This is a genomic window from Achromobacter sp. (genome assembly GCF_050285565.1).
Taxonomy (GTDB): Bacteria; Pseudomonadota; Gammaproteobacteria; order Burkholderiales; family Burkholderiaceae_B; genus Achromobacter.
In genome coordinates this window covers 360,299-383,424 of record NZ_JBLZXG010000005.1, presented here as the reverse complement: position 1 = coordinate 383,424, position 23,126 = coordinate 360,299, and the positions used below count along the sequence as shown (strand labels likewise).

Sequence of the window (23,126 nt, the reverse complement as noted above, 5' to 3'; positions counted from 1 at the left end):
GCGGATTTACTTGTAGGAACGCAGGATGCGTTCGGCTTCGCGCTGGGCGTCCGTCAGCGCCTGCTGCGGCGTCTTCGAGCCGGTCAGCGCCGCCTGCAGGGCGTCGTTCAGGGCCTTGGTGACGCGCTGGTTCTCGTGGGTCGAGAACTCCGCCACGCTCACCTGCAACTGGTCGCGCGCCACGGCGGCGGCCGGCACTTCCTGCGCGTACTTCTTCATCTTCTCGGTCTGCCAGGCGGCCGGCGTCACGGCCACGTAGCCGGTGGCGATGCTCCAGTCGGCGGCGCGCTCGGGCGTGGTGGCCCACTGCGCGAACTTCAGCGCGGCCTGCTGCTGCTCGGGCGTGCCGCTCTTGAAGATGTAGAAGTTGCCGCCGCCGGTCGGGCTGCCGCCGCGCTTTTGCTGCGGCATCATCGCCACGCCGAACGGGAAGTCGGCGTTCTTGCGGATGTTGGTCAGGTTGCCCGTGGTGGTCCAGATGATGGCGGCCTTCTTTTCCAGGAAGTCCTTGGGCGTGGTGCCCCAGTCAATCGTGCCGGTGGGCATGACCTTGTGCTTGGCCGACAGGTCGCGCCAGAATTGCGCGGCCTCGACCACGGCGGGCTTGTCCAGGTAGACCTCGTTGCCGGCCTCGTTCATCAGGATCGCGCCGTTGGGCGTGGTCAGGGCCTGGAACAGCCAGTAGGCGAAGGCGCCGCCCGACGGGATCTCGATGCCCCACTGGGTGGTGTTGCCGCTGGCGTCCTGGCGGGTCAGCTTCTTGCCGTATTCCACCAGCTCGGCCCAGGTGGCGGGCGCGCGCTCGGGATCCAGGCCGGCGGCCTTGAACAGATCCTTGTTGTAGTACATCACGATGGTCGAACGCTGGAACGGCACGCCCCAGGTGTGGCCGCCGGTGCGGCTGTTCTGCATGAAGGCGTCGTAGAATCCGCCCAGCCACTTCTTGTCGGCGTCGCTCTTGGCCAGCGAGTCGATCGGCACGATGGCGTCTTCGTCGATCAGCGTGAACATGTCGGTCGACAGCAGCACGGCCAACTGCGGCGGCGTGCCGCCCTTGAGCGCGGTCAGCGCCTTGGCGATCGAATCCTGGTACGAGCCGGCGTAGATCGGCTTGATCTTGATGCCGGGGTTTTCCTTTTCGAAGTCCGTCACCATGTCGTCGACGATCTTGGTGATCGGGCCGCCCACGGCGACTGGGTAGTAGAACTCCACTTCGACCGGCTTTTGCTGCGCCTGAACGGGCAGCGACAGGCAGGCGGCGGCAAGGCTGGCGGCCAGGGTCTTGAGTACGATGCGTCGCATGATTGCGTTTCCTTTCCTGTGGCTTGGGCGTCTTCAGCGCCCGACGGTGTTGATGACCGCCGAGTCGGCGGCAAAGAAATGCTGTTGCTCGGCCGGCCACGACAGGCGCAGCGCCTCGCCGGCACGGGCGCGCAGATGGCCGCCCACGCGCACCGCCACGCCGCCGCTGTCGCCGATGCGGCAGACCACGATGGAATCGGCGCCGAAGTACTCCACACTTTCCACCGTGGCGGCGATGCCGTCGCCGCCGATGCGGATGTGCTCGGGGCGCACGCCCAGCTTGGCGGCGCCTTCCGGCGCGCCGGCGATGGCCGGGCCGTGGGTGCCGGCGATCACGGTGGCGCCCTGAAGCGGCATCAGATTGATCAGGTTCATGGGCGGCGTGCCGATGAAACGGGCCGCGAATTCGCTGGCCGGGCGGGCGTACAGGCCGTCCGGCGTATCGTGCTGTTCGATCTGGCCGCCGCGCAGCAGCACCACCTGGTCGGCCATGCTCATGGCCTCGGTCTGGTCGTGCGTGACGTACACCATGGTGATGCCCAGATCCTGCTGCAAGGCGCGGATCTCGCGGCGCATCTCGTGGCGCAACTGCGCGTCCAGGTTGGACAGCGGCTCGTCCATCAGGCACACCGGCGCTTCGGAAATCACCGCGCGGCCCAGCGCCACGCGTTGTTGCTGGCCGCCCGACAGTTGCGACGGCTTGCGGTCCAGCAGATGGCCCAGGCCCAGCAGCGAGGCCACGCGTTGCAGGCGCCGGTCGTAGTCACGCGCCGGTTCCTTGCGCACCTTCAGGCCGAACAGGATGTTCTCGCGCACCGACAGGTGCGGGAACAGCGCGTACGACTGGAACACCATGGAAATGCGGCGCTTGGCGGGCGGCAACTGGGTGACATCGCGGTCGCCGATGCGGATGGTGCCGGACGTGGGCGTGTCCAGCCCGGCGATCATGCGCAGGGTGGTCGACTTGCCGCAGCCCGACGGGCCCAGCAGCACGGTGAAGCTGCCGGCCGGCACGGTGAAGCTGACGCCGTGGATCGCGGCCGCGCCGCCGTATTGCTTGGTGAGGTTATCCAGAACGATGGATGACATGCTGTCTCTTGGATCTAGTTTTCTGATCCGTCTGCGGCGCGTGCGATGAAAACCTTTTCATTGTGCAGCGCAAACATGACGGAGATATGGCAAGGCATAGTGTTTGTAATCGAGATCGGGGCCTCAAGCGAAGGGATACGGCCCGGGGTATTCCCCAATCACGGCATGGTGGGTGACCAGCGCGCCGTCGTGCCACCAGTGCAACTGATAGCCCGGCGGCTCCATGATGTACTGCAAGGCCGGGCGCGGCCCCAGCTCCAGCGCCAGTTGGTGCGCGGTGCCGGGACAGGTCGAGGCGATCGTCCCGCCGAAGCGGCGGAAGATGGTGCGGTGCAGATGGCCGCACAGCACCCGTTCGACGCGCGGATAGCGCGCCACGATGCGTTCCAGTTCCGGGCCGCCGGCCAGCAGGCCGATGTCATCCATGTGCTCGATGCCGGTCTGGAACGGCGGATGGTGCATCAGCACCAGCGTCGGACGGTCGGGCTGTTCGGCCAGCCGCGCGGCCAGCCAGCCCAGCCGCGCGTCGCACAGCTCGCCGTGGCTTTTCATCGGCACCACGGTGTCCAGCGCCAGCAGGCGCAGCGGATACGTTTCCACCGCGTACTGGATGAACGGCCCCTGGCCTTGCAGGTAGCCATGTTCCGGGAAGGCTGCGCGCAATTGCGCGCGGTCATCGTGGTTGCCGGGCAGCAGGAAATAAGGGATTTCAAGCGCCTGCAAGTGGTCGCGCAGCGCCTGGTATTCATGCGGACGGCCCAGGTCGGTCAGGTCGCCGGTGATCAGCACGCAATCCGGGCGCGGCGTCAGGGCGTTGAGCGCGCGCACCGCCGGGCCGAGGAAGGCGGCCGGGTCGATGATGCCGTAGGCCTTGTCGCCCGGGGTGCGCATGTGCAGGTCGGTGATCTGTGCGATGAGCATGAAGCGTGTCTCGATCGTTATTTATTCTGAATGGTTCAGCGGCGCACCGGCGCCGCGGTGCCGCCCACCACGATGCAGTGCGGCAGGCGATTGGATTGGGGCGGCTGGCCGTGGATCTGCGCCAGCAGGTTGGAGCAGGCGGCCTGGCCGATGCCGTCGCTGGGTTGCGCGACAGTGGTCAGCGGCGGCGTCAACAAGGCGCCGAACCGCATGCCGTCGAAGCCGCACACGGAAATATCGGACGGCACCGACAGACCCAGCGCCACCAGGTCGGCAATCACCGCGGTGGCCAGCAGGTCGTTGGAACAGAACAGCGCCGTGGGCGCCTGCTTGCCGCGCAAGGCGGACTTGAGGGCCTCGGCATCGCTGCCGGTGTGCGAACCCATGGCGATGTGCTGGATCGGCTCCAGGCCCAGTTTCTTGGCGCAGGCGCGCGCGCCCGACAGGCGGCGGCGCGCGCGATCCGAGGCGGTCAGCGGGCCGGTCACGATGGCGATGCGGCGGTGTCCCAGCGCGGCCAGGTGCGAGACCATGTCGATGGCGGCGGCGCGGTTGTCGACCGAGGCATAGGGGTGGTCGGCGGATTCGTTGTAGACCAGCACGTAGGGCATGCCGGCGCTGTCCAGGTCGTCCAGCGTGGCGCTGCGGGCCGCGTCCGCCACCGTCAGGATCAGGCCGTCGACCTGGTGATCGATCAGGCCCTGGACCGCCGCCGATTCCACCGCCGGGTCATAGCCGGTGGCGGTCAGCATCACGCTGTAGCCGGATTCGCGGGCGCGCCGCTCCGCGCCTTCGAAGCATTCCGCGAACACCGGATTGGACAGCGTCGGCAGGATCAATCCGATGGTGCGAGTGCTGCCGGAGCGCAGACTGCGGCCGACGCGATTGGGGCGAAAGCCCGCGCGCTTGGCGATGGCACGAATGTGCGCCAGCGTATCCGGATGGACGATTTCAGGCTGGTTGAACGCGCGCGACACGGTGGCGGGGGAGACCCCCGCCTTGCGGGCCACTTCGATAATCGAAAAGCGGGGCGATGCGCGCGACGCCATGATGATATTGCCGGGAATTTGCTGAAAACGTTTTCATTTTACAAGACAATTATGACCTTTGTGTTGCATCGGTTTGAGCTATGCTGATAACAACGCAACAACATAAGGCCAAGGCGCGGCGCGGCTCGAAATCCCTGTGAAAACGTGTTTTTTTCAGTGGTTTTCCCAATTGACGCAACGCGCACAATGGCTGGGTCTGTCATGAACGGCATGCATCATGCGGGACGCCGTATCAGGATAAACCCCAGGTCAAGGGGACCGGGTGCGGAAGTCAGTACCGCGCATATTGCGCGGCACCGGGATAGAGGAAAGGATCATGTCTACTGCCTTAAACAGACTGGGCGCGCTTGAAGCGGCGCACAAGCTGCAACGGCGCGAATTGACCGCGGTGCAATTGGTGCGAGCCTGCTTTGCGCGCATCGAACAACGCGAAAACACCATCCATGCCTGGACGGCGCTGCAAAAGCAGGCCGCCCTGGAGCACGCCGAAGCCCTCGACCGCGGTCCCCTGCGCGGCCCGCTGCACGGCCTGCCTATCGGCGTGAAAGACCTGTTCGATACGGTCGACCTGCCCACCCGCTATGGCTCGCCCATCTACGAGCGCCACCGCCCCGGCCTGGACGCCGCCGCCGTGGCGCTGTGCCGCCATGCCGGCGCCATCGTGATCGGCAAGACCGTCACCACCGAATTCGCCACCTACCAGGCCGGCCCGACGCGCAATCCGCGCAACGAGGCTTATACGCCGGGCGGTTCCTCCAGCGGCTCGGCCGCCGCCGTGGCCGACGACATGGTGCCGTTCGCGCTGGGTTCGCAGACCGCCGGCTCCATCATCCGCCCCGCCTCGTACTGCGGCATCGTCGGCTACAAGCCCACCTTCGGCGCGATTGCGCGCGCCGGCGTCAAGAGCCTGGCCGAATCGCTCGACACGGTCGGCGGCTTCGCTCGTTCGGTGCCGGACGTGGCCCTGTTCGCCTCGGTGCTCATGCGCGATCCGCGCCTGTTGAACCTGAACTACGACGCCAAGCCGCGCATCGGCATGTACCGCAGCCTGCAATGGCGCCACGCCCAGCCCGAGACCAAGGAGGCCTTCGCCCAGGCGGCCGCCATCCTCGCGCGCACCGGGGCCCAGGTCGAAGAGCTGCCGCTGCCGGCCGAGCATTGCATGCTGGTGCAGTTGCACGCCGACATCATGGCGTTCGAGGCATCCCAGGCGCTGGCTTACGAGCGGCTGGAACATGCCGCGCAACTCAGCCCCAAGCTCCAGGCGATCCTCGAAGCCGGCGCGCAGATCAGCGCCGAGGTACACATCAAGAACCTGGCACGCGCCGCCGAGTCGCGCGCGCGGGTGGATGGCTGGTTCGACAAGTACGACGTGCTGCTGGCGCCCGCCGCCAGCGGCGAAGCGCCGTTCGCCGACCTCGGCACCGGTGACCCGCAGTTCTCGCGCGCCTGGACGCTGTTCGGCCTGCCGTGCCTGAACCTGCCGTTTGCCACCGGTCCGCAGGGCCTGCCGGTCGGCCTGCAATTGATCGGCAAGCGTCATGACGATCACCGCACCCTGGCGATCGCGGCCTGGGTGCATGAGCGCTTGCTGGCCGCGCGCGAGCCCGACATCGGCGCCTCCGACATGTGGCCGCGCGGCTGAACGAACCGGCGCGCAACGCGCGGTTGGCCGCGCCGTCGAATCAGACGCGCAAAAAGAAAGCCCGCCGGATCATGGCGGGCTGTTTTTTGTGCGGCGCGGCTTCACCGTAAGAAGCGCGCGGGGGACGCGGCGGCGGTAACCGCCACGCCCGCGGCCTGGCTGCGGATCACGCGGCCTCGGCGGCTTCCTGTTCGGTGGCGACAGCGCCGGCGTTGATGTGGCGGTTCACCGCGCTCAGCACGGCCTGGAACGAGGCCGTCACGATGTCGCGGTCGATGCCCACGCCGAAGCCCGTGCTCGAATCACCGACGCGCAGTTCCACATAGGAGGCGGCGCGGGTGTCGGTGCCGGTGCCGATGGCGTGCTCGTGGTAGTCCATGATGCGCACGGGCACGTCCAGCGCGGCCACGAAGGCCGAGATGGCGCCGTCGCCCTTGCCCGTCACGATGCGGCGTTCGCCGTTGTATTCGAGTTCGGCCTCGATGCTGAAGTGCTGGCCTTCGCCGGCGGCCGGATTGCCGTCGATGCGATGGCGCACCAGCTTCCACGGGGCCTTCTGTTCGAGGTACTCGCGGCTGAAGATGGTGTGCACGTCGTCGGCGGTGACTTCGCGGCCGGTCTCGTCGGTGACGCGCTGGATGGCGCGGCTGAATTCGATCTGCAGGCGGCGCGGCAACACCAGGCCGTGTTCCTGTTCGAGCAGGTACGACACGCCGCCCTTGCCCGACTGGCTGTTGACGCGGATCACGGCGTCGTAGCTGCGGCCGAGGTCGGCCGGGTCGATCGGCAGGTACGGCACTTCCCAGACGGCGTCGGGCTGCTGCTGCGCGAAGCCCTTCTTGATGGCGTCCTGGTGCGAGCCGGAGAAGGCCGTGAAGACCAGGTCGCCGGCGTACGGATGGCGCGGGTGCACGGGCAACTGGTTGCAGTACTCGGCGCAGCGGCGCACTTCGTCGATGTCCGAGAAGTCCAGGCCCGGGTGCACGCCCTGGGTGTAGAGGTTCAGGGCCAGCGTGACCAGGTCGACGTTGCCGGTGCGCTCGCCGCTGCCGAACAGGCAGCCTTCGATGCGGTCGGCGCCGGCCATCACGGCGAATTCGGCGGCGGCCACGGCGGTGCCGCGGTCATTGTGCGGGTGCACGCTCAGCACGATGCTGTCGCGGCGCGCCAGGTTCTTGTGCATCCACTCGATCTGGTCGGCGTACATGTTCGGCGTGGTGGCCTCGATGGTGGCGGGCAGGTTCAGCACCATCTTGCAGTCCGGCGTGGGTTCCCATACGTCGGCCACGGCGTTCGAGACTTCCAGCGCGAATTCGGGTTCGGTCGTGCTGAAGACTTCGGGCGAGTACTGGTAGCGCCACTTGGTTTCCGGGTGCTTGGCCATGTACTGCTTGACCAGGCGCGTGCCGGTCGTGGCGATGTTCTTGATTTCGTCCTTGGTCATGTTGAACACGACCTTGCGGAACGCCGGCGCGCAGGCGTTGTACAAGTGGACGATGGCCTGCTTGGCGCCGGCGGCCGATTCCACCGTGCGGCTGATCAGGTCTTCACGCGACTGCGTCAGCACGATGATGGTGACGTCGTCGGGGATGCGCTTTTCGTCGATGAGCTTGCGCACGAAATCGAAGTCGGTCTGCGAGGCCGACGGGAACCCCACTTCGATTTCCTTGAAGCCGATCTTGACCAGTTGTTCGAAGAAGCGGAGCTTGCGCTCGACGCTCATCGGCTCGATCAGGGCCTGGTTGCCGTCGCGCAGGTCGGTGCTCATCCAGATCGGCGGCTGCGTGATGCGGCGGCTGGGCCAGGTGCGTTCGGAAAAGTCGCGGGCGAACGGCGTGAAGGGGACGTATTTGGTGGCGGGGTTGGCAAGCATCATCACTACACCTCGATCGGTTTCTTGTGAATCCCGGGATCGGTTTCCTCGGCCGGCATGCGGCCGGATGGCGGCCCGATATGCCAGGGTTGGCCGCGTCTGGCGGCACAAGATTCAGTTTGGAAAAAAGGAATTCGCGTGTGGCAAGCGTGGCTGCCGAGCTACCACGGGGACACTAGGCCCGGCAACCGATCGGTAGGTATAGCGATAGCGCGATGAAGGCGGTACGAGCGCGCAGGCCGGCGACCGGAGCGGCGGAGCGTCCGGTGGCAATCGCGAGGGAGGTGCGGTAAGCGGCCATAGGTTGCTAGTCAAACATACTTTTGCGAACAGCGCAATCGGTAAGGCAACAAAAAAGCCGGGGACGGATCGGTCCCCGGCCTGGCGTCACAAGCTTTATTGCGTCTGCATGTGGCCGTTCTTGACGACCTGGCCCAGGCGTTCGCGCTCGCTCTTGGCGAACTCGACGAAGCTGGCGCGCGAACCGCCGCCGGGCTCGATGCTGCTTTGGCGCAGCGCGTCTTGCACTTCCTTGGTCTGCAGCGCTTGCTCGATGGCGGCGTTCATTTTGTCGAGCACGTCGGCCGGGGTGCCGGCGGGCGCGAACAGGCCGGCCCAGTGGCCGATGCGGATGGCCGGGAAGCCTTGCTCGGCGGTGGTGGGAATGTCCGGCGCGCTGGCCATGCGCTTGTCCCAGGTGGTGGCCAGGGCCTTGAGCTTGCCGCTCTGCACCAGCGGCAGCGTGACGATGCTGGCTTCCGAGGTGGCGTCGACCTGCTTGCCGATCACCGCGGTCACGCCTTCCGAGCCGCTCTTGTAGGCGATCGGCTCGACCGGCAGCCCGGTGGCTTCCTTGACCATCTCGGCCACGAAGTGCGGCGTGCTGCCGTTGCCGGCGGTCGAGAACGTGATTCGGTCGGTCTTGGCCTGCTTGGCGCGTTCGACGAAGTCCTTCAGGTCCTTGGCCGGGTTCGACGGATTGGCCACGATCACCGACGGCGTGATCGACAGCAGCGCGACCGGCGTCAGTTCTTCGTCCTTGTAGGGCTGGTCCGAGCGGATCAGGCTGTTGGTGACGGTGCCGTTGCTGCCTACCAGGTAGGTGTAGCCATCGGCGGCGCTGCGCGCGACGTGGGCGGCGCCGACCACGCCGCCGGCGCCGGGGCGGTTTTCGACGATGACGGGCTGGTGCAGCGTCGTGCCCACGGCCTTGGCGAGGATGCGCGCGACCAGGTCGTTGGCGCCGCCGGCGCTGAAGGGCGCGACGAACGTGATGGGTTTGTCGGGCCAGGCGGCGGATGCCGGGGCGGCGACGAAGGCGGCCGAGCAGGCCAGCAGAAGGCCGGCGGCATACCGGACGGGGGTGCGGAACATGTAAAGCAAACTCCAGGAGCTGGCCGCGCATCCGGCGGGTCTCGATTGCCGGTTATGGTTGTAATGGCGTGCGCGGCCGCGGTTGCGCGAGCCTGGAGGATCAGTATAGGGGAGCCCGGCTGGCTGGGCACTGAAACAAAAAGGGCCGCCTCGTGGCGGCCCGGACTATCGGACTGGCGGCGGTACGGCCGCTTCAGCGCGCCGGACCGCCGATGCGCGGCTCGATGTAGCGTTGTTCGCGCGAATCGCGGCGGTCATCATCGCGCCCGCCACCCGTCGGCCGGGCGGCGGTGCCGTCCAGGATGGCGGCCTGGTCGGCCACCATGGCGATCTTGCCGATGCGGTTGTGGCGGATTTCCGACAGCGAGCGCCGCAGGTCGCCGACGGTGAAGGGTTCTTCGCGGCTGCCCCAGGTCCAGCGTAGGACGCCGACGGATTCCTCCGACAATTGCGGCGCCAGGTCGGCCAGCACCTCGGTGCGAACCGGCGTGGCGCGGCCCGCCGCCAGGCTGGCCGAGAGCCAGGCACGCACGATGAAGAAGACGATCAGGGTCCAGATGCCGGTCGCGGCCCACCAGACGTAGGGGTTGACCTTCTGCACCATGTCCATGGTGGGTTGGCCCAGCGAATGCAGGAATTCGTAATTGACGCGCTTGCCGAAATCCAGGATCCAGGAGGCGGCGAGATACCAGACGATCGCGGCCACGGCGATCACGATCGCGCGCACCAGAAGTCGGGGAAGCGCCAGTTTGAGCAGGGTCTGGCCGATAAGTCGGCAATCCTGGCGAACGCGTGCGGGCGAAGTCTGATTCATCATGCAAAATATTGTACCTATGACCCGTCCTATTTTAGAACTGCGGCCCGGCCAGCATCTGACGCTGACCCCTCAACTGCAGCAATCGATCCGATTGCTGCAGCTGTCCACGCTCGAGCTCGAGGCGGAAATCTCGCAAATGCTCGCGGACAACCCGTTGCTGGAACGCGACGATGAACCCGCATCGGTCGAGACCCAGGCGGAATCCGAGCGCGAATCATCGGTGCAGGATGACGAGCCCGCGCCGGAGCGCGACGCGCCGGTGGAGGAAATGCCGGGCTCGGGCGGGGTCTATCCCGACGATGACTCCAGCCTGCCCGAAGCGGCCCGGCCCGATACCCTGCGCGAACACCTGCTGGGCCAACTGGTGCTGACGCGCGCGGCGCCGCGCGATGCCGCGCTGGCGGCGCTGCTGATCGACGAACTGGACGAAAACGGCTACCTGGGCTCGCCCCTGGAGGAAATCCTGGGTTGGCTGCCAGCCGAGATGGAACCGGATCTGGACGAATTGCGCGCCGCGCTGGCGCTGCTGCAATCCTTCGATCCTCCCGGCATCGGCGCGCGCGACATGTCGGAGTGTTTGCTGTTGCAGTTGCGCCACCCCGATCTGGCCCGCCTGCCGGAAGCCGCCGACCCGAAGGCGCTGGCTTGCGCCCGCCAGATCTGCGCCCAGCACCTGGCGCTGCTGGCCACCGGCAATCACGCCAAGCTGTGCGCGGCGACCGGCTGCGACGAAGCCACGCTGCGCGCCGCCCACGCCCTGATCCGGCGCCTGGAGCCGCGGCCGGGCCGGGCCTGGACGGTGCCGGCGGCGGACTACGCGGTGCCCGACGTCATCGTGCGCAAGACGCGCCGCGGCTGGCAGGTGACGCTCAACAGCGCCGCGGTGCCGCGCCTGCAGATCAACGGGCTGTATGCGCAGATGCTGGCCAATCAGAAGGAATCGGCCCACGCCGGCCTGCAATCGCAGTTGCAGCAGGCCAAATGGATGATCCGCAATGTCGAGCAGCGCTTTGACACCATCCTGCGGGTGGCCCAGGCCATCGTCGATCGCCAGACCGCCTTTTTCAGCCAGGGGCCGGCGGCGATGCGGCCGCTCATCCTGAAAGACATCGCCGGCGAGCTGGGTCTGCACGAGTCCACCATTTCGCGCGCCACTACGCAGAAGTACATGCTTACTCCGTTCGGTACGCTTGAGCTCAAGCGCTTTTTCGGAACGGGCGTCTCGACTGACGGCGGCGACGCCACCTCGGCCACGGCGGTGCAGACCTTCATCCGCCAGATGGTGGCCGAGGAGAACCGCGCCAAGCCGCTGTCGGACAGCCAGATCATGGAAAAGCTGGCGGACCAGGGCATCGTTATCGCGCGCCGTACCGTCGCGAAGTACCGCGAAGCGCTGCGGATCGCGCCCGCCGCCTTGCGCAAGGCGCAGTCCGCGGCGCGATGAAATAAGGGACGAATCTTTGGAAAAACGTCCCTTATTTCAATGGGTTAGATGACGACGTAGTTGCAAATTATTTACGCTGGGTACTTGCCATTGCATGAACAAATCCCGATAATTATTCTCATGTACATTTGCGTATGTAATGCCATCACCGAACGCCAAGTCCGCGCCAGCGTGGACGCGGGCGCGACGTCGCTTGCCGACCTGCAGTTCGAGCTGGGCGTGGCCACATGCTGCGGCTGCTGCGCGGCCACTGCCGCCGAATACCTGCCGGGCGGCCGCTGCTCCAGCGTGTGCGACGTGCGCTCGATCGCCGTTCCGGTCACCCCGCCGGCCACCATGGCCGAGCCGGGCTCGGCCGCGGCGAACAGCGGCTATCCGGTCATCCAGGTCGCCGTCGCCTGAGCGGCGACGCCACCTGCCACGGCTTGCAGGCCCTGCGCTGCAAGCCGTTCCGTTTCCGTTTCACAAAACGCCCTGATCATCGCCGCCAGTTGGCGCACCGGCTCGCGCGCCGTATCCGACAGGCATAGCGCCAGTTCGGTCGGCGGCACTGCCGGCAGCAGGGCATCCACCAGGCGATGGCCGGCTGCGATACAGCGGCGTTCCAGCAGCGCCACCCCCAACCCCCCGGCCAACGCGGCCTGCAGCCCAAGCAGGTTCGGGCTTTCGTAGGCGATGCGCCAGCGGCGCCCGGCCCGTTCCAGCGCGTGGATCGCGCGATTGCGGTAGATGCAGCCCTGCGGAAACGCGACCAACGGCACGGGTTCGGTGCTAGGGGGCAGCGCGTGATGGCCAGCGATCCAATGCAGGCGTTCGGCCCAGGCCGCCAGCGCCGGAGCGGCACTCGGTTCACGCTTGATCAGTGCCAGATCCAGGTCTCCCCGTTCCAGTCCGCGTGTCAGCGCCACGGTCAGGTCGCAGCGCACCGATAGCCTGACGGCCGGCCGGGCGCGGGCGAACTGCGCCACGATCGCGGTCAACGTGTCGGCCGCGAAGTCGTCCGGCACGCCCAGCCGGATCACCTCGACCCGTTTGCGGCCGCTGACCGCCTCGCGCACCTCGGTCGACAGCGCCAGCATGCGGCGGGCGTAGCCCAGCAGGCGCTCGCCGTCCTCGGTCAAGTGAACCTGGCGGCCTTCGCGCACGAACAGCGTGCATTCGAGGGTGTCCTCCAGCTTGCGGATCTGCTGGCTGACGGTGGACTGGCTGCGGTGCACCCGTTCGCCGGCGCGGGTGAAACCCCCGGCGTCGACCACGGAGACGAAGCTGTGCAACAGATCGAGATCGAGCATGAAGCCCACCTATGCATCGGTTTTTCAAATACTCTTGATCCAAATAAAGCGTTTGTCAATGGATAGGGCCGCGCCCAGAATGGGCTCCTCTTCCTTTGCCCGGATCTGCCATGAAGGCGTCATCGACCTTATCCGCCACCGCCCTGCCCGCCGACGCGCCGATGGGCGTGGCCTGGATGCCCATCGCGGCATTCTGTTTCCTGTGGAGTTCGGCGTTCGCGGCGGCCAAGATCGCGGTGCGCGACTGTCCGCCCTTGACTCTGCTGACCATCCGCTTCCTGATCGCCGGCGCCCTGATGCTCGGCGTGGCCGCCGCCAGTGGCCGCTGGTCGCGCCCCAGCGGCCGCGACCTGGCGGCGCTGGTCGTGCTGGGCGTGTTGAACAATGGGGCTTATCTCGGCCTGAGTTGGAGCGGCATGACGACCGTGTCGTCCGCATTCACGGCGGTGCTGATCAGCACCAATCCGTTGTTGATCGGGGTGCTGGCCGGGCCGGTGCTGGGCGAGCGGCTGGGCTGGCGCAAGCTGTTCGGGCTGTGTCTGGGGCTGGCGGGTGTGGCGCTGGTACTGCGGTCGCGCCTGTCGGGCATGCAGGAAGACCTGCATGGCACCCTGCTGGTGACGGGCGGCCTGGTGGCGCTGGTGGCGGGCACGCTGATGTACAAGCGGCTCAAGCCCGCCACCGGGCTGTGGATGGCGACCGGCATCCAGTCGCTAGCCGGGGCGGCGACGCTGCTGCCGGTGGCGCTGATGCACGATAGCCTCGGCGATGCGCGCATGACGGCAAGCCTGTTCTGGAGCATGGCCTACATGATCGTCGCGGTATCGATCGGCGGCTATTACCTGTGGTTCATGATCCTGGGCCGTGCCAGCGCCACCGCGGCCAGCGCGCTGCATTTCCTGATGCCGCCGCTGGGCCTGCTGTTCGGCTGGGTGGTGTTGCGCGAATCCGTGTCGTGGCTGGATCTGCTGGGCATCGTGCCGATCGCGTTCGGCATCTGGCTGGCGACGCGGCGCGCGCCATAGGGCATGCGCGCCGGTTGTGCCGGCACAACGCGGCGGGCCTCAGAACTGTCTGAAAAATCTGGCGCGCCAATGCGCGCCCTGCCGGCGGCGGCGGGCGTGAAACGCTGGCGCAAACGAGCCCATCGTGCCGGCGCGAGGCGCAAAACGCCTGCGCGGTTCGTGCAAATCATCGCGCAGGCAGACTCATTCTCATTTATTTATCGCTTTCTGATTGCGCTCGTAAAGCGGTTTACCAAATGCGCGCCAAGGCTAGGCGCGGCCCCGCAGCCGATGTTAGTCTGCCGGGGTTGCGTACTCGCGGCATCGTGCGCTTCTTGTCGCGATGCAGTGCGCGTCGCGCCTGACTGCAAGGAGTCCGTTATGAAAGGCGATAAAACCGTCATCCAATTCTTGAACAAGCAGCTGACCAACGAGTTGACGGCGATCAACCAATACTTCCTGCATGCGCGCATGTTGAATCATTGGGGTTTCGACAAGCTCGGCAAGCACGAGTACGAAGAATCCATCGGCGAAATGAAGCATGCGGATCGTCTGATCGCGCGCATCTTCATGCTCGACGGCCTGCCCAACCTGCAAGACCTGCACAAGCTGCTGATCGGCGAAGACGTGCCGGAACTGCTGGCCTGTGACCTGAAGCTGGAGCAAGGCGCCCAGGCCACCGTGAAGGAAGCCATGGCTTACTGCGAATCGGTGCGCGACTACGTCTCGCGCGATCTGTTCCAGGACATCCTGGACGACACCGAAGAGCACATCGACTACCTGGAAACCCAGATCGACCTGATCGACAAGGTGGGCCTGCAGAACTACCTGCAAAGCCAGATGTCCGTGCCCGACTGACCGGTTGCCCCGGCATGAAAATGGCGCCCTCGGGGCGCCATTCTTTTTGCAGGGCTCGCGCGTGGCGCGCTCCGCGGGATCGGGCTTACTGCGGGCGGGCCGGGCACTCGGCCATCGTGCCCCAGGCGCGGTTCGGAGCACAGTATTTGTTGCGGGCCGCCCACGAGCACGAGGGCCGCTCGAAGAAGCCTTGCGTCGCGCACTGCGCCAGTTCGCGCTTGAGCGCGTCCTGCCAGCCGGGCGCGCCGGGAGCGGGCGAGGAGTTGGGCGGCGGCGCCTGCACCATCGGCGTGTTGCCATAGCCGGCAGCCTGCGTCTGGGTGGCGGGCTGGCCCTGGCCGCCATTGACGGCGGCGCCAGTGCCTGGCGCCTGCAGATCCAGCGTGCTGACGTCGGAGCCGCCCTGCGGCAGCGGCACTTGCGAGGCGGCGGCGATTTCGCGCGCCTGTTCCTGGCTGATGCGTTCGCGCGAGAGCTTCACGGCCGGATCGCTGACGGTGTCGAACAGCGAGACGGTGTTGATGGCCCATTCGCGGTCGGCGGGCTTGTCGGGCACGCCGAGCGTGCCATCGATGCGCGGTTGCGGCGGCTGCGCCACGTAGGGACGCCCATTGGCGTCGAGCACGGGCTGTTGCGACGCGGCCGCATCCTGGCCGGGCGCGGGCGCGGCCTGCGGCGCGTGCGCCACCAGCCAGTCACCCAATTGAATACCGCCCCACGCCGACGCGCCAAGCGCCAGCAGGAGCGTTGCGAATAATAAACGCCAAGACATTGCTACCCTCAATCTGCCGTGCGGTACCCGAGCGGGTCTACGCCTTGTCTCCGAAAACCTTGCCGCCGTGCTCGCGCATGGCGTGGAATTTCACATCCGGATACAGTTCCTCGGCCACGCGCAACTGCGCGGGCGAACCGATCAAAAACGCCGCCGCATCGACCACATCATAGGCGATATGGGCGGCATTGGCATCCATGAACTTGCGCAGCGCCTTGGGGTTATCAGAAGTAATCCAACGTGCCATTGTGTAGCGCGACGGCATCATTCGGGCATCCACGCCGTACTCGGTCTTGAGGCGGTGGGCCACCACTTCGAACTGCAATTGTCCGACCGCGCCGAGCAGCAGCGAGCCGCCGGCGGCCTCGGGGCGGAACACCTGGATCGCGCCCTCTTCGCCCAGCTGCGTCAGGCCGGTGCGCAACTGCTTGGTGCGCAGCGGGTCCTTCACTTCGACCGCCTGGAACAGTTCCGGCGCGAAGAACGGCAGCCCGGTGAATTGCAGCGTCTCGCCTTCGGTCAGCACGTCGCCCAGTTGCAGCACGCCGTGGTTGGGAATGCCGATGACGTCGCCGGCATAGGCCTCGTCCAGCAGTTCGCGGCGTTGCGACAGGAACGACACCACGTTGTTGGGGCGCATTTCCTTGTTGGTGCGCGCGACCTTCAGGCGCATGCCGCGCTCGAAGCGGCCGGAGCTGACGCGCACGAAGGCGACGCGGTCGCGGTGGGCCGGATCCATGTTGGCCTGCACCTTGAACACCACGCCCGTGAACTTGGGTTCCTCGGGCTGCACCTCGCGTTGCAGCGCCATGCGCGGTCCGGGCGGGGGGGCCTGTTCGACCAGCGCGTCCAGCACTTCCTGCACGCCGAAGTTGTTGATGGCCGAGCCGAAGAACACGGGGGTCTGCTTGCCGGCCAGGAACTGGTCGCGGTCGAACGCCGGCGCGGCTTCGTTGATCAGTTCGATCTCGCCGCTGGCCTGCTCGAAGGCCGAGCCGAAGCGGCGCGCGATTTCGGGGTTGCTCAGGCCTTCGATGAAGTCGTCGTTGTCGGATCGGCGCTCCTGGCCGGGACGGAACACGCGCATGCGGTCGCGGCGGATGTCGAACACGCCGCCGAAGGCCTTGCCCATGCCCACCGGCCACGAGAACGGCACGGCGTCCATGCCCAGGTGGCCTTCGATTTCCGAGAGCAGTTCGAGCGGCTCGCGCACTTCGCGGTCCATCTTGTTGATGAACGTGATGATGGGCGTGTTGCGCGCGCGGCAGACCTGCAGCAGGCGAATGGTTTGCGGTTCGACGCCGTTGGCGGCGTCGATCACCATTAGCGCGGCGTCCACCGCCGTCAGCACGCGGTAGGTGTCTTCCGAGAAGTCCTGGTGGCCCGGAGTGTCGAGCAGGTTGATGACGCAGTCGCGGTATTCCATCTGCATCACCGACGAGGCCACCGAAATGCCGCGCTGCTTTTCGATTTCCATCCAGTCGGACGAGGCGTGGCGCGAGGCCTTGCGCGCCTTGACGCTGCCGGCGATCTGAATCGCGCCTGCGAACAGCAGCAGCTTTTCGGTCAGCGTGGTCTTGCCCGCGTCGGGGTGGGAAATGATGGCGAAGGTACGGCGCCGCGCTACTTCTTGTGGGATGTTCATGATCGGAGGGTTCAACCTGACGCCGCGGCTTGCGCCCGGCGCGGTCCGGTATCGTGCATCGAAACAAGCGGGGCACGCGCCGTTGCCGGCGCGTGCCCCGCGCGTGGAAATTCAGGAATGGCGGCGGAACGAAGCCAGGAACACGCCGGCCAGGATGAACAGCGAACCGAAGGTGCGGTTCATCCAGCGGATGTGCTTGGCGTCGCGCAGCAGGCGCAGCACGCGCGCCGCCAGCAGCGTGTACACGCCCATCGCCACCAGGTCGGTGAAGGCCAGCGTGCCGGCCAGCGCCGCGTACTGCGGCGTCAGCGGCAAGGCGGTGTCGACGAACTGCGGCACCACGGCCAGCAGGAACACCGTGCCTTTGGGGTTCATGGTGTTGATCAGGAAGCCGCGCATCACCAGTTCGCGAATCGAGGCCTGCTTGGGATCGCCGGCATCGACCGCGACCGGCGCGGCGTCGGTGCGGATCTGGCGCACGCCCAGGTAGATCAGGTAGGCCACGCCCAGGTACTTGACCACGTTGAAGGCCATTTCGGAGGTGGCCAGCACCGCGCCCAGGCCCACCGCGACCACCACGAACTGGAACAGAATGCCCAGGATCAGGCCGGCCGTGTTCCAGTAGCCGCGCGCGAACCCGTATTTCAGTCCGGAGGACATCGCCGAGATGGCCCCCGCGCCGGGCGAGAACGAAATGGCCCAGGAGGCCAGGAAGAACGTCAACCAGGTGGAAAGGGGCATGATGGCGCGGGTCCTTGAGTCGCAGTAACGGGTCTGCCGCTGATATTACTTGGACAACAGCGCCGCGCGCGGGGCGCCGGCCGGGCGCCCGTTGCCGCCGTTGCCGGCCGGACGCGCGTTGCCGTCGGGACGGCGGTGGTTCTGCGCCGGGCGCGCGTCGCCGCGGCCGGCGTGGGCCGGGCGCTCGGCCGGCTTGCCGTCGCGCGCGCCCTGGCCGCCACGGTTGTTGTCGCCGGCACGGGCCGGCGTCGGGGCGCGGCCGCCTCCGGCGCTACGCGGCGCGGCGTTGGCCGGACGCGAACGCGGCGCGCCGGCGTTGCCGCCACGGCCGCCGTTACGGCCGCCACCGCCACGCGGCTGGCGCGCGTCTTCGTCGCGCTCCTGGCGCTCGAAAGCCGCGGCGCTGGTGGCCGGCGGGGTCCAGTCGAGCACCGGCTTGCGTTCGATGGTCTTCTTGATCAGGCGCTCGATGTCCTTGAGCAGCTTGATTTCGCTACTGTCGACCAGCGAGACGGCGGCGCCGGTGGCGCCGGCCCGGCCGGTGCGGCCGATGCGGTGCACGTAGTCTTCGGGCACGTTGGGCAGTTCGAAGTTCACCACCTGGGGCAATTGGTCGATGTCCAGGCCGCGGGCGGCGATGTCGGTGGCCACCAGGACGGTCACGGTGCCGTCCTTGAAGCCGGCCAGCGCGCGCGTGCGGGCCGACTGGCTCTTGTTGCCGTGGATGGCGGCGGCGGTCAGGCCGTCCTTGACCAGTTTTTCGGCCAGGCGGTTGGCGCCGTGCTTGGTGCGCGTGAACACCAGCACCTGGTGCCAGCCGCTTTCACGGATGATGTGGCTGATCAGGTCGCGCTTGTGGTGCTGTTCGACCATGTGCACGGTCTGGGTGACCAGTTCGGTGGCGGTGTTGCGCGGGGTGACCGAGACTTCGCCCGGGTCGTTCAGCACGCCGCGCGCCAGCGCGCGGATCTCGTCCGAGAAGGTGGCCGAGAACAGCAGGTTTTGGCGTTGCTTGGGCAGCAGGGCCAGGATCTTGCGGATGTCGCGGATGAAGCCCATGTCCAGCATGCGGTCGGCTTCGTCCAGCACCAGAATCTCGACGCCGGACAGGTCGACCGTCTTCTGGCCGCAGTGGTCCAGCAGGCGGCCGGGGGTGGCCACCAGGATGTCCAGCGGCTTGCGCAGGGCCGAGATCTGCGGGTTGATGTTGACGCCGCCGAACATCACCATGGATGTCAGCCCGGTGTGCTTGCCGTAGGTTTGCACCGATTCGGCCACTTGCGCGGTCAGTTCGCGCGTGGGGGTCAGGATCAGGCAGCGCGGGCGGCCGGGCTTGCGGGCTTCCGGCTTGCGCTGCATCAGCAGGTGCAGAATGGGCAGGGTGAAGCCGGCGGTCTTGCCGGTGCCGGTCTGGGCGGCGGCCAGCAGGTCGCCACCTTTCAGCACCTGCGGAATCGCCTGGGCCTGGATGGGGGTGGGCGCGGTGTAGCCGGTATCGGCAATGGCGCGCAACAGGGACTCGGCCAGCCCGAGGTCGGCGAAAGAGGAAGAGGTAGTCAAAACAACTCCAGCGGCAGCCCGTCGCTCAAGTTGAGAGACTCCAATCCAGGCGGACGAATAAGGAGAAAAGGGAAGCGCCCTTGGGGGGGCGAAGCTTGGCGGCGAAGTGCCTAGCGGACGCGTGCGGATTGGCAAAGCACGCTTGGCGATTGTAGCTGATGCGGCGCCGCGCCATGCGTGCGCATGCGCTGGGAGTATTGCTGCGTAACATTTTGCATAAAAAAAGCACGAAATTAGTGTAATCCCTAGGCCCGTCTCCCTATAATCCGTCGGCTTACCTCCACCAAAAGAATCAAGGGTTGCTATGAAAAAGGCGGCAATAGCGGGTCTGGTCGTTGCACTGGGCGCAATCTGGACCGGCACGGCCTGGTACACCGGCCAGAAGGCCGAGGCGTTCGTCAAACAGTCGATCGAAGACGGCAACGTCGAACTGCGCAAGGTCGGCGAACAGTGGGGCGTGACGCCCGTGATCGAACTGATGTCGTTCGAGCGCGGCGTGTTCTCGTCGACCGAGCGCTACCGCATCAAGGTCACCCTGCCGGCCAAGGATGGCAAGGCGGCCGAGGAGCGCGAGATCCAGTTTGTCGAGCACCTGTCGCACGGCCCGTTCCCGTTCTCGAACCTGGCCTCGGGCAAGCTGGCCCCGGCCATGGTCGCGAGCCGTTTCCAGATCGAGGAAACCCCGGCGGTCAAGGGCTGGTTCACCGCCACCAAGGGCGCCACGCCGTTGTCGGGCGCGTATAGCGTCAGCTATGGCAAGAAAGTCACCGGCAACTTCAACCTGGCTCCGGCCGAGGCCACCAGCAACCAGACCACCCTGACCTTCTCCGGCATGACCGGCGATGTCGACTTCGACACCACCACCAAGCACGGCATCCTGGCGCTCAAGAGCGACAGCCTGACGCTGGCCGGCCCGGCCGGCGAGAGCGATATCGTCGGCATGGCGGTCAAGGGCATCACGCTCAACAGCGACCTGATGCCGGGCAAGAGCGACATGGCCATGGGCAGCCAGAAGCTGGTCTTCAAGGAATGGACCATCACGTCCAAGACCAAGCCGCCGGTGCTGCTCAAGGACACCGGCATCGCCGTGGACCTGGCCGAGGCCGATACCGGCGTGAATGCCAAGATGGTGCTGGATTTCGGCATGATCAATGTCCAGCAAAAGGACATGGCGGGCCTGCAACTGGCCATCGGCATGAAGAACATGGACCCCAAGGCGCTCAAGGCGCTCAACGACGTCTATGAAGCTTCGTCGCGCCGCATGATGCAAAGCGGCGGCGATGAGGCCGTGCCCGAGTTCACGCCGGAAGAGCAGCAGATCCTGAAGACCAACGTCGAATTGCTGCTGGCCGGCAACCCCAGCCTGTCGGTGTCGCCGTTGCAGGTGCGCACCGCCAACGGCACCTCGACCTTCAACCTGGACGTGGACCTGACCAAGCCGGCCTCGACCGACAAGCCGGCCAGCGACCTGGCCATGGAAGCCATCCGCAAGCTCAACGCCAAGCTGGTGCTGTCCAAGGCCAATCTGGCCGACCTGATGGCGATCGAGCCGCAGATGCGTGGCGTGCCGGCCGACCGCGCGGCCCAGACCGCCAAGGGCCAGGCCGAAATGGTGGGCACGATGGCGGTCGCGATGGGGGTGGCCAAGGCGGAAAACGACAATATCGTTTCCTACCTGAACTACGCTGATGGCCAGGTCGACTTCAATGGCAAGAAAATGCCGCTGCAGCAGTTCATGATGATGGTCATGAGCGGCGCGATGGGCGGCATGCGCTAACGCGCGGACACGACCCTGGCGCCGGCGCGATGCCGGCGCCCCACGCGGGCTGCGGCGCCACTGGCGCGGCAGCCCGTTTTTCATGCGCCGCGCACCAGCAGCAGAAGGTCGGCCACGCAGCCCTGCGCCACCACGCCGTGGCCGTCCACGCCCATCGAACACTTTGCCGCCGATGAACAGGGTCTGGGGCAACGCACTCGTGTCTCGCTCCTTGGCGGACGGATCGGGGTCAGTCCGCCACTTCCAGTCCCGCGCGGGACATGGATTGCAGACGCGGCATCAGGCCCAGCAGGTGCTGGCTGTAGGGATGCTGCGGATGTTGGAACAGCGCTTCGGTGTCCGCCACTTCCAGCAGTTCGCCGTAGCGCATCACGCCGACGCGGTCGCACATCTGGCGGATCACGGGCAGGTCGTGGCTGATGAACAGCATGGTCAGGCCCAGTTGTTCCTGCAGGTCCTTGAGCAGGTTGAGGATCTGCGCCTGGATCGATACGTCCAGCGCCGAGGTCGGCTCGTCGCAGATCAGAAAGCGCGGGCGCGTCGCCAGTGCCCGCGCGATGCAGATGCGCTGACGCTGGCCGCCCGAGAACTCGTGCGGGAAGCGCTCGGCGGCGCGCTCGCCCAGCCCGACCACGTCGAGCAGATCGGCGACGATCTGCCGCGTCTGCGCTTCGCTGGCCGCCAGCTTGTGGAAGCGGATAGGCTCGGCCACGATATCCAGCACCCGCATGCGCGGGTTGAGGGACGAGAACGGATCCTGGAAGATCATCTGGATCTGGCGGCGGAACGGGTTGAGCTGCTTTTCGCCCTTGAGCGCGGTCAGGTCGGTGCCGCCGAACGTGACCGTGCCGCCGCTGGGTGTGTACAGGCCCGATATCAGCCGCGCCACGGTGGACTTGCCTGAGCCGGATTCGCCCACCAGGCCGAACACCTCGCCTTCGCCGATCGAGAAGTTGACGCGCTTGACCGCGTCCAGCGTGCGCTGGTTGCGCTTGAGGAACGCGCTCTTGAGCACGAAGCGCATGCTCAGGTCCTGGACCCGCACCAACGGGCCCTCGCCGCGCGCGCCGAAGTCGCGGCGCTGTCCGAGCCAGTGCGTGGCCAGGTCGAGCGGCCTGGCGGGGGTCTTGACGTCCTCGATGTACGTGACCAGCGGAAAGCGCTTGAGCTTGATGTCGGGGCGCGGCACCGCCGAGATCAGGCTGCGGGTGTAGGGATGGTCGGGGTCGCCCAGGATCTTGGCGGTGGGCCCCTGCTCGACCAGCTTGCCGTGGTACAGCACGGCGACGCGGTCGGTGACGTCGGCGATCACGCCCATGTCGTGGGTGATGATGATCATGCCGACCTGTTCCTGGCGGCAGAGCTTTTTCAGCAGTTCCAGGATCTGCGCCTGGATCGACACGTCGAGCGCGGTGGTGGGCTCGTCGGCGATGATGACTTCGGGCTCGCAGCACAGCGCCAGCGCGATCACCACGCGCTGGCGCATGCCGCCCGAGAACTGGTGCGGATACTGCTGCACGCGCAGCTCGGGCTGGTCGATGCCGACCTGCGCCAGCAACTGCACCGCGCGCTGCTTGGCCTGCTGGTGCGTCAGGTCCAGGTGCACCAGCATGGTCTCGACAAGCTGGCTCTCCACGGTCTGCAACGGGTCGAGCGAGGTCAGCGGATCCTGGAAGATCATGCCGATGCGGCGCCCGCGCACCTTGCGCTTTTGCGCCGGGGTGAGCGTGTCGATGCGTTCGCCGTCGAGCAAAACCGCGCCGCCTGCAAGCCGCCCGGGGGCTTCGAGCAGGCCGATCACGGCATTGCCGATGGTCGACTTGCCGGCGCCGGACTCTCCGACCACGCCCAGGATCTCGCCTTTCTCCAGCGATAGCGACACGCCGTCCACCGCCACCAGGGTGCCGCGGCGGCTGGGGAATTCAATGCGGATGTCTTCGATGTTCAGCAGGGCCATGGCATC

Annotated in this window: 19 protein-coding genes; 6 read left to right on the top strand and 13 right to left on the bottom strand. The window is 66.7% G+C overall.

Going from position 1 to position 23,126, the window contains the following annotated elements; all coding sequences use genetic code 11:
- Positions 1-6 precede the first annotated feature (6 nt).
- From ACN6O8_RS13100 to ACN6O8_RS13085, 4 genes are all read right to left on the bottom strand, one after another.
- The gene (locus tag ACN6O8_RS13100; protein ID WP_427991462.1) at positions 7-1,302 is read right to left on the bottom strand and encodes an ABC transporter substrate-binding protein; all 1,296 of its coding nucleotides are present in this window, start codon (positions 1,300-1,302) and stop codon (positions 7-9) included.
- Between the two features lie 33 nt (positions 1,303-1,335).
- A complete protein-coding gene (locus tag ACN6O8_RS13095; protein WP_427991461.1) occupies positions 1,336-2,391 on the bottom strand; it encodes an ABC transporter ATP-binding protein in 1,056 nt (351 codons plus the stop codon).
- 123 nt (positions 2,392-2,514) lie between these two features.
- A complete protein-coding gene (locus ACN6O8_RS13090) occupies positions 2,515-3,312 on the bottom strand; it encodes a phosphodiesterase (protein WP_427991460.1) in 798 nt (265 codons plus the stop codon).
- Between the two features lie 35 nt (positions 3,313-3,347).
- Positions 3,348-4,361 carry a LacI family DNA-binding transcriptional regulator gene (locus ACN6O8_RS13085; RefSeq protein WP_427991459.1) on the bottom strand — a complete coding sequence of 338 codons (1,014 nt, stop codon included), beginning with the start codon at positions 4,359-4,361 and terminating at the stop codon, positions 3,348-3,350.
- 316 nt (positions 4,362-4,677) lie between these two features.
- Here ACN6O8_RS13085 and ACN6O8_RS13080 point away from each other — a divergent pair, with 316 nt between their 5' ends.
- Positions 4,678-6,006 carry an amidase gene (locus ACN6O8_RS13080; RefSeq protein WP_427991458.1) on the top strand — a complete coding sequence of 443 codons (1,329 nt, stop codon included), beginning with the start codon at positions 4,678-4,680 and terminating at the stop codon, positions 6,004-6,006.
- Positions 6,007-6,172: 166 nt separating this feature from the next.
- Here the strand turns inward: ACN6O8_RS13080 and leuA are convergent, their stop codons facing one another.
- The 3 genes from leuA to ACN6O8_RS13065 all read right to left on the bottom strand — a co-directional run bounded on the left by leuA (position 6,173) and on the right by ACN6O8_RS13065 (position 10,070).
- On the bottom strand, positions 6,173-7,882 hold the full coding sequence (gene leuA / locus ACN6O8_RS13075; protein ID WP_427991457.1) for a 2-isopropylmalate synthase: 1,710 nt from the start codon (positions 7,880-7,882) through the stop codon (positions 6,173-6,175).
- A gap of 393 nt (positions 7,883-8,275) precedes the next feature.
- Positions 8,276-9,253 carry a tripartite tricarboxylate transporter substrate binding protein gene (locus tag ACN6O8_RS13070; RefSeq protein ID WP_427991456.1) on the bottom strand — a complete coding sequence of 326 codons (978 nt, stop codon included), beginning with the start codon at positions 9,251-9,253 and terminating at the stop codon, positions 8,276-8,278.
- 193 nt (positions 9,254-9,446) lie between these two features.
- Positions 9,447-10,070, bottom strand: a complete 624-nt coding sequence (locus ACN6O8_RS13065; protein WP_427991455.1) for a hypothetical protein — start codon at positions 10,068-10,070, stop codon at positions 9,447-9,449.
- Between ACN6O8_RS13065 and rpoN the strand changes: the two genes are divergently transcribed.
- Positions 10,069-11,514 carry an RNA polymerase factor sigma-54 gene (gene rpoN / locus ACN6O8_RS13060; protein ID WP_427991454.1) on the top strand — a complete coding sequence of 482 codons (1,446 nt, stop codon included), beginning with the start codon at positions 10,069-10,071 and terminating at the stop codon, positions 11,512-11,514. The genes ACN6O8_RS13065 and rpoN overlap by 2 nt on opposite strands.
- Positions 11,515-11,634: 120 nt before the next feature.
- Positions 11,635-11,916, top strand: coding sequence for a (2Fe-2S)-binding protein (locus ACN6O8_RS13055; protein ID WP_427991453.1), 282 nt, complete (start codon positions 11,635-11,637; stop codon positions 11,914-11,916).
- Here ACN6O8_RS13055 and ACN6O8_RS13050 read toward each other — a convergent pair.
- Complete coding sequence (locus ACN6O8_RS13050) at positions 11,886-12,806, bottom strand: LysR substrate-binding domain-containing protein (RefSeq protein WP_427991452.1); 921 nt, start codon at positions 12,804-12,806, stop codon at positions 11,886-11,888. The two genes, ACN6O8_RS13055 and ACN6O8_RS13050, sit on opposite strands and share 31 nt — an antisense overlap.
- Positions 12,807-12,916: 110 nt before the next feature.
- Between ACN6O8_RS13050 and ACN6O8_RS13045 the strand changes: the two genes are divergently transcribed.
- Entirely contained in the window at positions 12,917-13,831 is a 915-nt protein-coding gene (locus ACN6O8_RS13045) for a DMT family transporter (protein ID WP_427991451.1), read from the top strand.
- Between the two features lie 360 nt (positions 13,832-14,191).
- Positions 14,192-14,668, top strand: coding sequence for a bacterioferritin (gene bfr / locus ACN6O8_RS13040; protein ID WP_175134246.1), 477 nt, complete (start codon positions 14,192-14,194; stop codon positions 14,666-14,668).
- An 85-nt stretch (positions 14,669-14,753) separates the two neighbouring features.
- Here the strand turns inward: bfr and ACN6O8_RS13035 are convergent, their stop codons facing one another.
- The 4 genes from ACN6O8_RS13035 to ACN6O8_RS13020 all read right to left on the bottom strand — a co-directional run bounded on the left by ACN6O8_RS13035 (position 14,754) and on the right by ACN6O8_RS13020 (position 19,386).
- Positions 14,754-15,440, bottom strand: coding sequence for a hypothetical protein (locus ACN6O8_RS13035; protein WP_427991450.1), 687 nt, complete (start codon positions 15,438-15,440; stop codon positions 14,754-14,756).
- Between the two features lie 37 nt (positions 15,441-15,477).
- Complete coding sequence (locus ACN6O8_RS13030) at positions 15,478-17,085, bottom strand: peptide chain release factor 3 (RefSeq protein WP_427991449.1); 1,608 nt, start codon at positions 17,083-17,085, stop codon at positions 15,478-15,480.
- 111 nt (positions 17,086-17,196) lie between these two features.
- Positions 17,197-17,826, bottom strand: a complete 630-nt coding sequence (locus tag ACN6O8_RS13025) for a LysE family translocator (protein ID WP_049070507.1) — start codon at positions 17,824-17,826, stop codon at positions 17,197-17,199.
- A 45-nt stretch (positions 17,827-17,871) separates the two neighbouring features.
- A complete protein-coding gene (locus tag ACN6O8_RS13020; protein ID WP_427991448.1) occupies positions 17,872-19,386 on the bottom strand; it encodes a DEAD/DEAH box helicase in 1,515 nt (504 codons plus the stop codon).
- Positions 19,387-19,690: 304 nt separating this feature from the next.
- Here ACN6O8_RS13020 and ACN6O8_RS13015 point away from each other — a divergent pair, with 304 nt between their 5' ends.
- Entirely contained in the window at positions 19,691-21,163 is a 1,473-nt protein-coding gene (locus ACN6O8_RS13015) for a YdgA family protein (RefSeq protein WP_427991447.1), read from the top strand.
- Positions 21,164-21,392: 229 nt separating this feature from the next.
- Here ACN6O8_RS13015 and ACN6O8_RS13010 read toward each other — a convergent pair whose 3' ends face one another.
- Positions 21,393-23,120, bottom strand: a complete 1,728-nt coding sequence (locus ACN6O8_RS13010; protein ID WP_427991446.1) for a dipeptide ABC transporter ATP-binding protein — start codon at positions 23,118-23,120, stop codon at positions 21,393-21,395.
- Positions 23,121-23,126 lie beyond the last annotated feature (6 nt).

What these genes read in the sequence shown, in the direction of transcription:
- ACN6O8_RS13035 (WP_427991450.1), bottom strand. Translation starts at nt 15,440, where the DNA reads ATGTCTTGGCGTTTATTATTCGCAACGCTCCTGCTGGCGCTTGGCGCG.
- ACN6O8_RS13015 (WP_427991447.1), top strand. Translation starts at nt 19,691, where the DNA reads ATGAAAAAGGCGGCAATAGCGGGTCTGGTCGTTGCACTGGGCGCAATC.
- bfr (WP_175134246.1), top strand. Translation starts at nt 14,192, where the DNA reads ATGAAAGGCGATAAAACCGTCATCCAATTCTTGAACAAGCAGCTGACC.
- ACN6O8_RS13085 (WP_427991459.1), bottom strand. Translation starts at nt 4,361, where the DNA reads ATGGCGTCGCGCGCATCGCCCCGCTTTTCGATTATCGAAGTGGCCCGC.
- ACN6O8_RS13080 (WP_427991458.1), top strand. Translation starts at nt 4,678, where the DNA reads ATGTCTACTGCCTTAAACAGACTGGGCGCGCTTGAAGCGGCGCACAAG.
- ACN6O8_RS13010 (WP_427991446.1), bottom strand. Translation starts at nt 23,120, where the DNA reads ATGGCCCTGCTGAACATCGAAGACATCCGCATTGAATTCCCCAGCCGC.
- ACN6O8_RS13030 (WP_427991449.1), bottom strand. Translation starts at nt 17,085, where the DNA reads ATGAACATCCCACAAGAAGTAGCGCGGCGCCGTACCTTCGCCATCATT.
- leuA (WP_427991457.1), bottom strand. Translation starts at nt 7,882, where the DNA reads ATGATGCTTGCCAACCCCGCCACCAAATACGTCCCCTTCACGCCGTTC.
- rpoN (WP_427991454.1), top strand. Translation starts at nt 10,069, where the DNA reads ATGCAAAATATTGTACCTATGACCCGTCCTATTTTAGAACTGCGGCCC.
- ACN6O8_RS13050 (WP_427991452.1), bottom strand. Translation starts at nt 12,806, where the DNA reads ATGCTCGATCTCGATCTGTTGCACAGCTTCGTCTCCGTGGTCGACGCC.
- ACN6O8_RS13065 (WP_427991455.1), bottom strand. Translation starts at nt 10,070, where the DNA reads ATGATGAATCAGACTTCGCCCGCACGCGTTCGCCAGGATTGCCGACTT.
- ACN6O8_RS13095 (WP_427991461.1), bottom strand. Translation starts at nt 2,391, where the DNA reads ATGTCATCCATCGTTCTGGATAACCTCACCAAGCAATACGGCGGCGCG.
- ACN6O8_RS13055 (WP_427991453.1), top strand. Translation starts at nt 11,635, where the DNA reads ATGTACATTTGCGTATGTAATGCCATCACCGAACGCCAAGTCCGCGCC.
- ACN6O8_RS13070 (WP_427991456.1), bottom strand. Translation starts at nt 9,253, where the DNA reads ATGTTCCGCACCCCCGTCCGGTATGCCGCCGGCCTTCTGCTGGCCTGC.
- ACN6O8_RS13100 (WP_427991462.1), bottom strand. Translation starts at nt 1,302, where the DNA reads ATGCGACGCATCGTACTCAAGACCCTGGCCGCCAGCCTTGCCGCCGCC.
- ACN6O8_RS13045 (WP_427991451.1), top strand. Translation starts at nt 12,917, where the DNA reads ATGAAGGCGTCATCGACCTTATCCGCCACCGCCCTGCCCGCCGACGCG.
- ACN6O8_RS13025 (WP_049070507.1), bottom strand. Translation starts at nt 17,826, where the DNA reads ATGCCCCTTTCCACCTGGTTGACGTTCTTCCTGGCCTCCTGGGCCATT.
- ACN6O8_RS13090 (WP_427991460.1), bottom strand. Translation starts at nt 3,312, where the DNA reads ATGCTCATCGCACAGATCACCGACCTGCACATGCGCACCCCGGGCGAC.